The sequence below is a fragment of the Phocaeicola sp. RTP21359st1_B8_RTP21360_211022 genome (assembly GCF_040911965.1).
Lineage (GTDB): Bacteria > Bacteroidota > Bacteroidia > Bacteroidales > Bacteroidaceae > Phocaeicola > Phocaeicola vulgatus.
In genome coordinates, this window is sequence record NZ_JBDFXP010000007.1 from 1 (window position 1) to 14573 (window position 14573).

Here is a 14573-nt window from a genome sequence, read left to right on the forward strand (position 1 = left end):
ACCTGGACTTCAACTACTTTTTTCCGGGTATCCCTGTACCATTTCTGAAAGATGTTATAAGGAACTTTGTTCTTAACGCAAAACGATTGGAGAGATTCTCCATGAGGCAAAGCCTCGGTCTGGTATTGAAAGTAAAACCTTTCAAGATCTTCACTGCTATACATAAATTCTAAAATTTTTGTTCGCAGAGAAGATAGAGGTTTCAATTATGAGCCAATTTTTGACTGCTTACATTCAATCAATTCATAATCCACTGTTGACTTTCACGATCAAATAATTTTATAACTTTTGCTGGCTGACCTACTGCTATTGAATTTGGAGGAATACTTTTTGTGACGGTCGAGTTTGCACCTATTACACTACCATCTCCAATTATTACACCAGGCATAATCACTACCCCTTCACCTATCCAAACGTTGTTCCCTATAGAAATAGGAGCTATCTTATAATCACGCTTTATAGGTGGTATATCAGGACTTGACTGAGCCCCCCTCCATAGAATCCATGAGAGTTATCTGCAATATAAATATGGCTAGCCATCAATACGTTATCGCCAATACTAACACTAGACATTACAGATATATGCACATAATCATTTATCTGTACATCATTCCCGAAAAATAGTTTTTTTTCTTTTGTAGAAAACACTTCTAATCGACACCCCTTACCTGTTGTAAGTCTAGAGCCAAAATCAATAAATCTTTTCCCTCTAATTTCAATAGGGAAACGAATTATACGAGCTTTACTCGAAATAAATTTGGTTCGTATCACGAATATTGCTAATCGCAAGTATCCCCAAAAAGAATAAGAATTCTTAATCATTATCAACTAATAATTTATCAAACAGCATTTTCCAGCTAGTAACATGGGGTAACTCTATATTTACCAATGGAACAGAAGAAAAATTAAACAAATCACCATTTATAACCTCACTCATCCTGTCCGCTAACATTTTTGGAGTATCAGGATTAAAAAAAGCCACATACTTTGCACCCGCAGCTGTTTCATGCGCATACGGCAAATCAGCTATCAACATCGGTTTATCAAAAGCCATAAATTCTGATATAGGTAATCCCCATGTTTCCAATTTGGAAGGAAATATCAAGCAATCTATCTTATTGTATTTCTCATACACCTCTTCATAAGACAATAGTCCACCAAACGTGATAGTTTTTAAAGAAGAATATTGTTTATATAATAGTTTGGCATATCTGTTTTCATTACCTTTTAGAGTCAGCAATACATTATATTTAGCATTATCTTTCTTTTCCAAAATCTCACATGCCTTACATATCACTTCGATGTTTTTGAATGAACGGGGATAGCAAGGAAAGAAAAATTTACAAATACTAGTTGCTTCCTCTTTTTCCTTATGTTTTATTTGTACATTCGCACTTCTCGGTACAGCTACTATGATTTTCTTTTTATCTAAAGAATACATATTTGAGAAAGCCTCCCTCAACCAATTCTGTTGAACTACAATAAAATCATTCTTATGGATATTTATTTGATATAAATAACGATAGAATAAAGAAAAAAAGAATTCTTTATAATTACACCATAAGTCAGACATTTTAGGAACATAAAATGGAGTTGGATTATGACAATACACAACTCTTTTTGCTGCCTTTACATTAGGAGAAGTGTCATGTAGGGAAAACCATAAATATGGCTTTATTTTCCTAGAAATTTTTTTTAAATAAAAAAACTCAAAGAAGATGCGATATATCCAATTATTTTTTGCCCAAGGCACCTCAATATATGTAATATTGGAGAATGAACACAATTCCTTTTTATGGACTAAAGCCAGTACTTCTACATCATTATATGCAGAATAATCATTTAAAGCTTTCAAGCAACTACGAAGAATTGTCAATGGACCACCTTCTACTAAATTTACAGCAGATATAACTATCTTAGTTTTCATACCTCAAACACATCTTTAATAAATAATTTATCCCAATCCAAGCTTAAATCAACAGAAATAAATTATATACAACTGTTAATTAGGGAAGCACATATAACTTTTTCATCATAAATTTTTAAATAAGAAGATAAATCTATTTTAGGTTGGCAATAAGCCTGTTCCAATAACTTAGCAAATTCATCACTATCAGTAAAGCTATTGCTTATATAAGCATTGGGAAGGTTATTTAAAATCTCCTTTGCACCCTCTGTAGGAGTCGCTACCACAGGAACGCCTAAACATATTGCCTCCAATAAGACAGTAGGGAAAGCCTCAGAAAAAGAAGGAAGGACTAAAGATTTCGCATTCCTCAAGACAGGCAAAGGGTTATTAGTAGCCCCTGTAAAAATAATGCGCTTTTTTTTTGATAACTTTATTGCATATTTTTGTAGAGACATCATATCAACACCATCCCCAACAATTACTAAATAACATTCATTCAATCTTGCTTTCTCATATGCATCTAATAACATATATATATTTTTCACAGCACCCAATCTACCAATAAAAACTATATAATTATCAGGCAAATTAAACTCACATTTTTTTTTGATTTTACATTAATTTCTTTTACATTAATAGGATTAGGAACTTTAATGATTTTAGTAGGTTTTTGTTTTAAATCATATATCAAATACTTATATATACCATCAGATACAGCTATTATTTTATGTGAATATGGATAAATTATTCTTGTCCATATTTTTGAAAATTTTGCCCATAATCCCAAATGTTCAATTTCGATATTAAAATAATTATGTTGAGAAATTACAATTTTTGGCCTATGACTCAAATGCAGTGAAGCTAAAACTAGAACCATATTAGGATAGTCACCTCCAGTTATTATACAATCAAGCCTGTTCTGTTTCAAGTACTTTCTTAAATAATAAAAAGAATTAGCCAGTCTTACATTACCTAAATTATATACGTTTACTTTAGAAGACAATTCTTTCAACAGAATTCCTTCTTTTTTACACAAAACAAATTCCACATCATAAAATTCACTCAGTGAATTTCCATAAGTGATAAAAACACGCTCAATCCCTCCAACATTTAAAGTAGGCAAAAAGAAAGCTATTTTTAAAATCCTGTTCTTCATAAAGGTCTATATCCTAATTTTAGCCATTCTATAAGATGTCCTTCTTCATCTATATTTTTAGATACCCATTTATCCGTATAATGAAAATCTATCAATTGCACTGATGAAGATGTAAATAAAACATCAATTCGACTAAATTTCAAGAAGAAACGTATTTGCCAAAAAGAAAACAATATGTTTATTATTGTAAATACTACTACTATTCGTAAAAGTCTTTGCATTCTAAACGAATTATTCATGAAACATAGTGATGACAATATCAAAAATACCTTCAAAACATCGAGTAAACGAGCATGCAATATAGGTACCGAAGAACTCATAATAATAACAATAATGAATATATTCACAAACCGTTTAATTTTCAATGGTTGTGGGTTTAATTTATAGAATACATAATATTGATATAAAGTTATATAGTAAACAATATTAAAGAAATATTTTGCAATTAACTGTCTTACAGTAAATTGAGAACTCAAATTTTCTGATTGACTTCCGGAAATATACTCTTCGAGATGAACCAACAAAGATTCCGAAAAAGGAAGAGAGCGTAAAAGAGTTACCCCCAATGATGATGACTCTATAAAAATCAAGAGAAAGCAAAGATAGCAAAATACATTAGATGAAAAATTAAATATCTTATATCTACTAGCTATTGCAATAAAAATAAAAGGCATATAACTGACATGAATAAAGACTGCAAATATTATAAAGAAAAGTCCTTTCTTTCTATTTTTCATTAGAAACCAATAAATTCCATAAACTAAGACAACTTGGGCAAATCCCATTCGAAAGAGATAAATTGAAAAGGTTAAAGGAACAAGTAATATAAGAGAATAAACTCTAGTCCGCCTAGTCATATCCTTATTTGACAATGTTATATCATGGTACAAATCCAATAACAGATAGTAAGAACATGCCACAAACAGAAATCGAGTCGATTCTGGATATGCACCCAATTTACCCAATATCCATGAAAGTAGCGGCAAGAAATAATCAAATTTCAATGCCATAAAAATCCAGAAATATTCCCAATCTAGTTCTTTATATAAATTAAAGTCTTCAGCATATCTATACATATCTCCTGCCGGTGGATATAACATCCCTATGTACCCCATAAGAATAGCACCTAACAAATAAGCCCATCTTTCCCTTTTTAAAATACCTTTCAGAATGAACGGAAATGACAATATAGGATATATTATGAATATCAATATACCCAAGGTTTAACTTATGATTATTCCTCCTATCAGATAAAATCAAAGAATGTATCATGAAATTCTCTCTAAATGATTTGGAACACGCATCTTTATTACTCTTTGATAACAAGATGAACTACAAAATTTCAAAATCCACTTCAACAAGGATTTAATCTTTAAATTCACGCTGTAAATCATATATATAAATTTCCATCCTACCGTTTTATCCTTACCATAAATCCTTCCTCGTTCCCTAAATATTTCTAAGGCACACTCTGATGAAGAAAGTCCATATATAGCATCAAAATTAGTAAAAACAAAAGGAAGATATAAGAATTTGCCATGCTCATAATAGACATCACGTAGAAGTTTAAAATCTGCTGAAATCCTATATGATACATCAAATAAATGACTAACAAATACAGATCTAGCTATAAACGTCGAAGGATGAAATAAAGGAAAGTCATTTTCAAAATGTGACAAATCTTGAGCTTTTGCATAATACACCCCATCACTACGACGAATAATCATATCACCATAAATTACATCCACCCTTTTATACCAATCTTTAAATATTTTTTCTATGACATGTTCATTCTCAAACCAATCCCCAGCATTAAGAAACTGAATAAAATCACCTGTAGCCTTAAGCCCACCTTTATTCATCGCATCATAAATCCCCTTATCTGGTTCACTCACCCAATAAGCGATTTTATTCGCATATTTCTTGATAATGTCCACTGTTCCATCTGTACTTCCTCCATCAATAATAATATATTCAACATTCGGATAAGTCTGATTAATAACGGAAAGGATAGTCTGTTCAATAGTTAAAACAGCGTTATATGACACTGTCACAATTGAAATCAAAGTATCTGTTTCTTTAAATAAATTCATCTATATCTCATTTTATCATATTCCATTTTCTCATATGCTGCTCTGTCACTATTTTATATGAAAACTTATTTGAAACAGAGTCAATCATATTCTTCTTTATTGCTTCATCCTCAGAATGACTTAATGCCCAAAGAATTCCATCTTTCAAATCTTCAATATCTTTTTCTCTTGCTAGATATCCAGTTTTCTCATGTTCTATAATATCAGGGATTCCTCCCAAATCGAACCCCACAGGAATGGTACCACACGCTTGCGCTTCTATTATGGTTTGTCCAAATGATTCAGCCAAAGAAGATGTTACATAAACATCAACTGCATTATATAACAATGTCAAAGAGTACTCATCAGATATTTTCCCCATAGAATAAGACGCAAATGGAGAAGAAGAAATTTCGTCAGGACAAAGAAAGTTTCCAAGCACCACTATTGCCATGTTTAACCCAGACATTCTACCTAGTGCTTTCTTTAAAAGAGGCCATCCTTTATATGGATTTTGTGTTCCTGAATCTGCTGCAAATAAAATTAGTTGAGTATTTAAAGGAAGCTGTAATAATTGACGGGCTATGATTTTATCTATCGGACTAAATCTAACAGTATTAAGCAAATTTGGAATAATCATCCTATCAACATGATGGAATAAAGCACTTTTTCCTACGCAATCATCCATCCAATGACTTGGAGATATAAGATGAAGATTACTATAATTCTTCAATCTTTCTTTATTCTTAAATACATATTTACATATCCATTTCACACTAGTTCTATTTATAGTAGGGCACTCATTGCATAACGAGTAATATTTTTGACAAGAAAAGGCATGGTGACAACCACCTGTCAACAGCCACATATCATGAAGGAAAATAAAAGTCGGTTTCCCTAACTTAAGTATGCTTTCTATTTCTTTAACAGTTAAAAAACCGCCATTAATCCAATGGATATATATGATGTCAGCCTCTTGTACAAGAGGCAAGTTGTGAATTCGACAGCTCCAATATCTACCCATAGAAAATGTCACAACATTATGCAACATTTTTTCTTTTATTAAAGTACGCAAAGGGATTAACGGTTTATAGAATAACTTTTCCCATATACTACAAAAAGAAGAAAAACGTTCGACTGTAGGATTCAAAGTTATTTTATTATATACCAACATTTTTGAATCTACTCCTTCATTTTGTAAAGCTTCATTAAGACGATATGCAGCTATTGCCGCTCCACCTTGACGATCGGATGTAGATATATGTAAAACTTTCATCTTGTAATTGATTTATTAATATCACAAATACTTATTATTGTTTTACAATACTCTTCAGATATGAATAGAAGTTCTGTCCCAACAAAAATTTTAATCCCCTTTTTATAACTTCCCCCTTTTTGTCGTTTCTATAAATTTTTTCTATCATTATTCTATTAAATCTTTTTGTAAACACACCTTTATGTTTTGGAGCAAAAGGATAATGTCGTTCTCCAAAAAATCCCTCAACTAACTTCAAGACACTCGCATTAGTATGCACGCCATACGCTCCTATATTCATAACAAGATTAACAATAGGGTAAACGCCATACGAATCATTTTTAAAGGAGTTCAAATCAAATATATAGTCCCAACAATGAGTACGTTTCACGAAATCATCCACTCTCATAAAATATTGTTCCATAATAATAGACTCTTTTTCCCCTCTATAATATCGATTGATATAGCCCTTTTCAATAACCTCTTCACAGGTTATATTAAAATCCAAAGTTTTCCATCTATCCTTCCAAGTAGCAAAGCCATAAAAACAAAATAGATTACAGTATATATGGTCATTTTCTTTCTCTGGAACATAATTTTTTAAATAATTTGCTCCGGAAATAAATCCTATGCTCTTATCCTCTTTATATTTATCAAGGAAGAAATCACAATACTCAAAAAATGCAACGGACGGCACACAGTCATCTTCAAGTATTATTGCCTGTTCTTCATTATCAAATACCCAGTCCATTGCACCACGAACCGAAGTATAAACATCCACATACTCTTCACGGAAAAAAGTGTGAAGTTCACAATCCCAATCCACTTCTTTCACCCATGAACGAATTTCTTCATTATTCCTTACTTCATCAGGACGGTCAACACGCGCCTTATTAGAATAAAAGTAAAGTTTCTTAGGCTTTGCCTTCTTTATCTGGTCAAAAACCTGACGGGCATATTGAGGCCGTGCAAATGTCTCAAAAAGAACTGCTGTATCCATTATTATATCAATATTATTTTATTCTTATTCTTTGTTTGACCATACGGCATACATCCAGAAGTAAAGGCTCTTTAGCAAAGCCTAAAACTGTGGCATAAACCGCACCTCCCACCAATGGCATTACAAACAGATTTAAGGTATGAGAAAACTTCCACAAAGACACTCCCCATAGACAGGTCCCCATAATGGCTACGGCAAACAGACACAGGGCGGTATGGCGAGTGAATATAGAAATAATTGAAAAACGGCGTATGATAAACAGATAGGCTATCATAACAGAAAATTCTGCCAACAAAGTTCCTATTGCCGCCCCGTCCTGAGCCCAATGTGGTATAAGCATGAAATTTATAGCAACATTGGTCAAAGCACCCACTATGCCTGTGATAATAGTTATATTTTCCTTACCCAGAGAAAATATGGATTGCACCAACACATACGAGATGCTGATAAAAAGAATGATAGGAGCCGTTATCTGCATGGTTGAAATGGAGGGTACATATCCTTCACCACAAAAAAGATAGACTAAAGTGGGGGCCATTATAACAAGCCCCATACTCATTGGTGCCGCTATCGTTATCACATAATCCAATGCTTTCCTTAATAGCCGCTCAAATTCCTCACGTTCATTCTCCACCACCAAATTAGACAGACGTGGCAAAAGGACAACGCATAAAGAAGAAGTGATGCCCATTAGCATTTTAGTCAATTTAATGGCACCGGTATAATAGCCTACAGCCTCATTCCCTTTAAGAAATCCTAACATGACTGTATCCAGTTGGAGATAAATGCTGGCCACAACATTCAAAAGGAATATCCGCAAGGCAGGAATCAGATGCCGCATAGGATGAAGTTCTTTTAATTCCAATAGATGGAACTTTATATACTTTCTTAACCGGAATGCATTAAAGATATTACCTCCAACGACTCCTACCACTGAATACACACCATAATAAAGTAAATCCGACCGGTCTTTCACCAAAACAAAAAGCAATGCCACCGACAACATCTTAACAATCAAACCTCTTATTGTAATATACTTAAAGTCCTCCATCCCTTGATAAGACCATTCACATCCAATAGCAATAAAAAAGAGATTCATGCTTAAAATCAGAAAAAGAGGAAGATTGACTTGAACTTGCGCTACGGTAAGCGCTACAACACCTACTACAATATATCCCAACAGAGTAAGAAAGGTATGTAATAGAAGTATTTCCACTGCCACTTGATTCATCTCTTTCACATTGCTCTTCACCCTAGCTATTTCCCGAATGGCATAAGTCGGTATTCCTAACCCTGCAAACATGGATATATAATTAATGATGGAAAGATAGAAATTTACCTGTCCTATCCCGTCTGCCATCAAGATACGGGCAACATACGGAAATGTTACAATCGGAAATAACAGCCCTGAAATAGTATTCAGCAAACTATAAAAATAGTTTTGTTTTACAGACATAGATGAAACAAGACTTTCACTAAATTCTTAAGAAAGAGCTAATATACGGTATCTGATATACCCAATAAGATATGAAGAACCATAACAACAATAAACCGGCCCAAGCAAGAAAGGAAAAATCTGTATGTACGAACAGATCTGTTTTCATATACAATAATGAAAGAATCGGATAATGAATGGTATAAACTAAAATACTACAAGATGAAAGATTAACAATAGTCCTCCCTATATAACCGCTAAAAACTATCGACCTTAAGCTCAAGAAAAAAGACAAAGAAGCCAATACACAGATAATTGAATTTTGAAAATATTCTATCGCACCAACATTGCGATATAATAAATAACAAATTAACGCAGCACATAAAATATAAATTATATAGCACAAGACCGCTTTACCCCCCCCCTATTACATTTTTTAACATATTATTATCTGTAAGATATAACCTCAAACAAACACCTAATAGAAAATACATCAGATGGGAATACAAACGAAAAGATTGCGGTATATACACATTTTCAAATATAAAAGAATAAACGTAATTTGTATAAATATCGCAAGTGTATATTATAAACTGCAGCACTGACAGGAAAAGCAATAAACCGTATAATCTAGTTCTTATTGATATGATATATTTCTTTAAAAATGGCATTAGGGCATATATAAAAATGAGACTTCCCAAAAACCAAAATACAGGGAACACTCCACCTTGAAAAAACAGACTACTACAAGCTTGTTTAAACGGCATTAATATAGAGATATCACCTCTAACAAGTTTAGGAATATCAAAAATGAAAGTAAATACACATACGATCTTGACAATATTAAAAATCTTCCTATAATAATACTTCATTCCACCATCCTTAGGGGCCAATAAAAAGCCGTTTACCATAAAAAACAATGGAACTGCAATCCCCGACATATAAAATAAAAGATAGGATAAATGAAAATCTGAAGACTCAGACATAAACATCCCTATTGTGTGAAGAGTACATACAAAAATGCAGGCCACTAATTTTATGGCATCCAATGAAATATCTCTATCCATTTTCTTAGTATGCTTATTTACATTTCAACTTTCAATCCACTCATCAAACTCTGATCACTCCACAGATATCCCCATTTTCCAAATCTCCCAATCGTTTCAATACCAAGGGAAAAAAGGTAATCACGGACAGTCTTACGGGCTTCATAAATATTATGGTCAAAAATGACATTGGCGTATGGTTCGAAACGGATATCAGTAAAAAGGATATCTTCTTGTTTTAAAATGTTTAAAGAAACAAGTTTTCCCACTGAACGTGCCAACAGCTCTTCCCGGGTATATTCATTACGGTTACAATACACTTCCATCTGAAGTGAGGAACAACCTTCGGGAACATTGTCGGGCGACTTCAAGGAAGGTGAGTAGACGCGAGCAGGAAGAATATCCTCATCATAAATGTACCACCAAAGATAAGGAGGGATATTCTTCGTCTTCAGTCCGACCGATATCTGATAACCACAGGTACAGTGTAACCGTGCAACTGCATTGCAAACATCAACAGGAACGTTTTTCAGCATCTTAATTACCTCAGGAAGCGGAAGACTGCTAATCAAACGGTCAAATTGATATTCATCGCCTTTTGATGTACGAAGAAGACGATTCTCTACATCTATCGATATGACCTGTTGGTTATAACGAATATCCTGGTTTTCTACCAAAGCAGACAAAAACTGCTTAAATCCACCTTTTCGTGGATAACGCATCTCCTTACTATAATAGGTTACAGGAGTTTCGGATGTATTGCACCCCTGTATCACTTCTTCAACGGAAGGCTGGTATAAACGGCTTCCTTCCCGGCTGCCCATCCATCTTGTTTCCAAATCCTTTGCTTCAGTCATCCAATATTTCTTAGTATAAGGAATCGGAAAATGTTCTGCAAAAAAATGACCGAATTGAAGCCGTAACCATTGGTCGTAATTTTGTATCTGAGAAGAGTCAATATCTGTCGGACGGGATAAAAAATCTCTTACTACGGCATCCTTCATCTTCTGACTGAGCGGATAAAGATTATTTTGGGCCGGATGCTTTATCCATATTCCCTGATAAAGATTATATGCATTAGGAACATGTCTGAATACCTCTCCGGCTCCATCCATAAAGATTCTATTTACTTGTTCATCTTTAGCAAAGGAAAAATGAACAAAACGGTCAAAACGGAAACCGTCAATGGTAAAGTTACCGCAAAGACCTCCATAAGTAGTATCCTTTTCCAAAACTACAGTCTGCTGACCATTGCAAGATAACTTGTATGCAGCTCCAAGACCGGATATTCCAGCACCAAGGATTAGAACGGGATTATTCATTTTCATATGTCTTCATATCTTCATGCAATATCCTAATACCTTCCTTCAAGGAGATGGACGCCTTCCATCCCAGCAAAGTGATGTTCCTATTTATAGGAGCCACGGCATACATGGCATCAGAAGGAGAATACGGGCAGCCGCCCCAATTTGCTTTTACGGGACGGTTCCAGACTGACTCTATCATATCCGCCACTCCGCGTAACGAATGCCCCTCACCTGTTCCAAGATGAAACTGGTAATAGCTGTCTTTCAAGTTATCCAAGGAAAGGATTAATGTATAAAAGAAATCTGCTATATCATCAACATGTATGAAGTCAAGTACCTGGTTACCCGGAGAAAAATCCACGGGCTTTTCCGCCTTTACCGCATCGACCAGATAATCAATCACCTTCTTGCTTGAATTATACCGCCCATAGGGAGAGTAGACTACCACATTAATCCAATTCCAACATGACTGTGCCTGATAATACCTTATAATAGGGCGTACCGCTGTTTTGGTAGCGGAATAAAGATTATTGGGCAAATATTCACCCGCGCCATTTAAAAATTCAGTAAATGTACCTATATTAATGAAGTGGCTACAGGAAGTATGGGAAACTGCCTCAAGCAAGTGGGTGGTAAACAGGATATTTGATCCAATCAGTTTTTCTATGGACATATCATCCCTTCTTGCAGTAAAGAAAGTTGCCATATGGATGACAACATCAGGAGAATAACCGATAACCTGCTTGCACCATCCGCCCTCTGTCGTAGCAATTATTTCCAAGCAAAGACCAGGAAACATGCTTTCTGCTTTCTGTCTGTCCCTTACCAACAGACAAATATCTGTCAATGAATGACTGAACAGATAAGGAATCAGTGTCCGACCTACAAATCCGGTAGCTCCTGTAATCAATATCTTCATAAAGCTACAATGTTTAAAATTTATAGTCTATCGCCTCCAGCTCCATCCGGCTTGCTTCCGAAGGATCATGAGGTTCAGGTATGATATCCATCAGCATGGATATGCCCTCCCCCTCTCCATAAAAGGCCATCCATAGTCCGGGAGCTACAGTAAGCCGCTGATAGCAGCTTTCAGGTGACAGGGTTATTTCTTCAAACTGCCCACGGGTGGGACTGCCCTCACGGTCATCATAGATTACGAACTTGACAGCACCGACGGGCACAACCAGATTCAAGGTCATGCGGTTATGGCGTTTCCAGCCTTTGGCTGCACCGTGTTCTATCTGTGAGAAATAAGCCTCACCAAATCCGACATAACCTTCATCAGTAGATTTTAAAGCATGATAAATATCCCCTTTGGGTACGACAATATGCTTCAGGGGATGAACTGTCACTCCTTCCATCATTATTCCGCCCATTTTAAATGTTGTGCTCCGGCAGCCCTGACATAGGAATCTATCTGGGCAGTGGTCAAGCTGTACATATCCACATTGGCATCTGTATAAAAAGCTTTGTACCAGTCAGCAATAAAATGTACACATTCCTCATAGTGCAATGTAGAATGCCAGTCAAGATAAGCCAGTGCCTTGTCACAATTAAGCTTCAATAAAGTAGCCTCTTCGAAAGGCACATTGCCGGTCAGCCGGGCTGCCGTATTCCTATCCAGCCCCCAAAGTTCGGCCAAGTCCTGAACCAACTGAAACACTGTCTTGGTCTGCTCCGCACGAGGGCCAAAGTTAAACGGTTCTCCATTCTTCACCTTTCCTTCATAAAGGTATTGTCCAAGATTGAGATAACCGCTCAATGGTTCCAATACGTGTTGCCAGGGGCGGGTAGCTTTGGGACTACGTATCTCCACCACCTCATTCCTTGAAAATGCCTTGACACAATCTACGATGATACGGTCTTTCGCCCAGTCACCACCTCCGATAACATTCCCGGCACGGGCCACTCCCAGTTTGATATTGGGCATAGCTTGGATAAAGGATTTCCAATAACACTTGATAGTAAGTTCGGCTGCACCCTTTGAACCGGAATAGACATCCTTTCCGCCTACCGCATCTGTCTCACGATATCCCCAGATCCACTCCACGTTATCGTAAGCCTTGTCACTGGTGATAAGAACACAGGTACAATTCCATGTGATATTACGGATGGCCTCCAGCACGGAAGCCGTACCTACCACATTGGTAGTGATGGTATCAAAAGGCTCCTTGTAGGAAGTAGAAACAATGGCCTGTGCAGCAAGATGAAAGATAAAATCAGGCTTTACAGCCTGAACATAATCACTCATCTCCTCTTTATTACGGATGTCACCATAATGGTGATGGATTCTGTCGGGTAGGCCAACAACCTCGAACATGGACGGTTGGGTAGGTATACTATTTGAATAGCCGTATACCTCCGCTCCCAGCATGAGTAACCATGCTGACAACCAGCTCCCCTTGAAACCGGTATTACCGGTTATCAATACTTTCTTTCCTCTATATACATTATTGAATGCCATATTTATCCTTTTATTTTTATCATTTCCAATATTTCCAAGGTGCTTTGCCCGAAGCCAAGAGGCTCTCCAGTTTCTCCTTGTCACGCAACGTGTCCATGCACTGCCAAAAGCCATGATGCTTATAGCAGGAAAGTTGCCCCCGGGAGGCAAGCGTTTCAAGAGGTTCACGCTCCCAGGTCGTTGTGTCATTTTCTATATATTCCAATGCTCCCGGCTCCACAACCATGAAACCTCCGTTGATCCATCCCATATCATCCCGACTCTTTTCACGGAAAGACCTTATCATAGAACCGTCAATGTCCATTACTCCGAAACGACCTTCGGGAAGCACACCTGTCAACGTGACCATAGTCCCTGTCTCTTCATGAAACCGGATACATTCATTAATGTCAACATCTGACACACCATCACCGTAAGTCATAAGAAACGGCTCACCAGATATGTAATCTTTAACGCGTTTAAGACGTCCGCCCGTCATGGTATTCAAACCTGTGTCAACCACCGTCACTCTCCAGTCTTCCGTATGATCACTATGTACAGTTACTTTCCCATTGGCAGAAAAGTCGAATGTCATATCACTATTATACATATAGTAGTTGGCAAAATAATTCTTGATAACCTGTTGCTTGTATCCGCAACAGATAATAAACTCATTATGACCAAACTTGGAATACCATTTCATGATATGCCATAGGATAGGTTTGCCACCTATCTCAATCATCGGTTTGGGCTTAAACTGGCTCTCCTCGCTAATACGAGTACCAAAACCTCCGGCTAAAATCACTACTTTCATATAAAAATTATTTCTATTTCATCATGCACTGGCACGCATTATACGTATTAATTCGTCATAGTTCTTACAAATGTCATCAGCCAATCTGAGTTGCTATACATAATTCATTTTTTGATCACAGTGACAAATATCATCA

14 protein-coding genes and 1 pseudogene are annotated in these 14573 nt (G+C 36.0%); all 15 read right to left on the bottom strand.

Annotated features, from left to right (window positions below):
* Positions 1–238: 238 nt before the first annotated feature.
* Positions 239–436 (bottom strand): annotated as a pseudogene (locus AB5062_RS05005) (DapH/DapD/GlmU-related protein); the annotation flags it as partial.
* Between the two features lie 378 nt (positions 437–814).
* A complete protein-coding gene (locus AB5062_RS05010; protein ID WP_032953194.1) occupies positions 815–1927 on the bottom strand; it encodes a glycosyltransferase family 1 protein in 1113 nt (370 codons plus the stop codon).
* Between the two features lie 62 nt (positions 1928–1989).
* Positions 1990–2496, bottom strand: a complete 507-nt coding sequence (locus AB5062_RS05015; protein WP_182001998.1) for a glycosyltransferase — start codon at positions 2494–2496, stop codon at positions 1990–1992.
* Positions 2478–3065 carry a glycosyltransferase gene (locus AB5062_RS05020; protein WP_032953196.1) on the bottom strand — a complete coding sequence of 196 codons (588 nt, stop codon included), beginning with the start codon at positions 3063–3065 and terminating at the stop codon, positions 2478–2480. Before AB5062_RS05020 ends, AB5062_RS05015 begins: the two co-directional genes overlap by 19 nt.
* Positions 3062–4198 (bottom strand): EpsG family protein, encoded by a 1137-nt coding sequence (locus AB5062_RS05025; RefSeq protein ID WP_254909093.1) that lies wholly within the window; start codon positions 4196–4198, stop codon positions 3062–3064. Before AB5062_RS05025 ends, AB5062_RS05020 begins: the two co-directional genes overlap by 4 nt.
* 135 nt (positions 4199–4333) lie before the next feature.
* Entirely contained in the window at positions 4334–5158 is an 825-nt protein-coding gene (locus AB5062_RS05030; protein WP_032953199.1) for a glycosyltransferase family 2 protein, read from the bottom strand.
* Positions 5159–5165: 7 nt separating this feature from the next.
* Positions 5166–6413, bottom strand: coding sequence for a glycosyltransferase (locus tag AB5062_RS05035; RefSeq protein WP_032953201.1), 1248 nt, complete (start codon positions 6411–6413; stop codon positions 5166–5168).
* Between the two features lie 34 nt (positions 6414–6447).
* Positions 6448–7392, bottom strand: a complete 945-nt coding sequence (locus AB5062_RS05040; RefSeq protein ID WP_007853890.1) for a hypothetical protein — start codon at positions 7390–7392, stop codon at positions 6448–6450.
* 13 nt (positions 7393–7405) lie between these two features.
* Positions 7406–8848 (bottom strand): flippase, encoded by a 1443-nt coding sequence (locus AB5062_RS05045; protein WP_032953205.1) that lies wholly within the window; start codon positions 8846–8848, stop codon positions 7406–7408.
* Positions 8849–9240: 392 nt separating this feature from the next.
* Complete coding sequence (locus AB5062_RS05050; RefSeq protein WP_118121666.1) at positions 9241–9894, bottom strand: acyltransferase family protein; 654 nt, start codon at positions 9892–9894, stop codon at positions 9241–9243.
* Between the two features lie 17 nt (positions 9895–9911).
* Positions 9912–11195 carry an NAD(P)/FAD-dependent oxidoreductase gene (locus tag AB5062_RS05055; RefSeq protein ID WP_032953211.1) on the bottom strand — a complete coding sequence of 428 codons (1284 nt, stop codon included), beginning with the start codon at positions 11193–11195 and terminating at the stop codon, positions 9912–9914.
* Positions 11188–12099 carry an NAD(P)-dependent oxidoreductase gene (locus AB5062_RS05060; protein WP_032953208.1) on the bottom strand — a complete coding sequence of 304 codons (912 nt, stop codon included), beginning with the start codon at positions 12097–12099 and terminating at the stop codon, positions 11188–11190. Before AB5062_RS05060 ends, AB5062_RS05055 begins: the two co-directional genes overlap by 8 nt.
* 13 nt (positions 12100–12112) lie before the next feature.
* The gene (locus AB5062_RS05065) at positions 12113–12544 is read right to left on the bottom strand and encodes a hypothetical protein (RefSeq protein WP_007853879.1); all 432 of its coding nucleotides are present in this window, start codon (positions 12542–12544) and stop codon (positions 12113–12115) included.
* Positions 12544–13644, bottom strand: coding sequence for a CDP-glucose 4,6-dehydratase (gene rfbG / locus AB5062_RS05070; protein WP_007853875.1), 1101 nt, complete (start codon positions 13642–13644; stop codon positions 12544–12546). Before rfbG ends, AB5062_RS05065 begins: the two co-directional genes overlap by 1 nt.
* Positions 13645–13663: 19 nt before the next feature.
* Entirely contained in the window at positions 13664–14437 is a 774-nt protein-coding gene (gene rfbF, locus AB5062_RS05075; RefSeq protein ID WP_007850828.1) for a glucose-1-phosphate cytidylyltransferase, read from the bottom strand.
* Positions 14438–14573 lie beyond the last annotated feature (136 nt).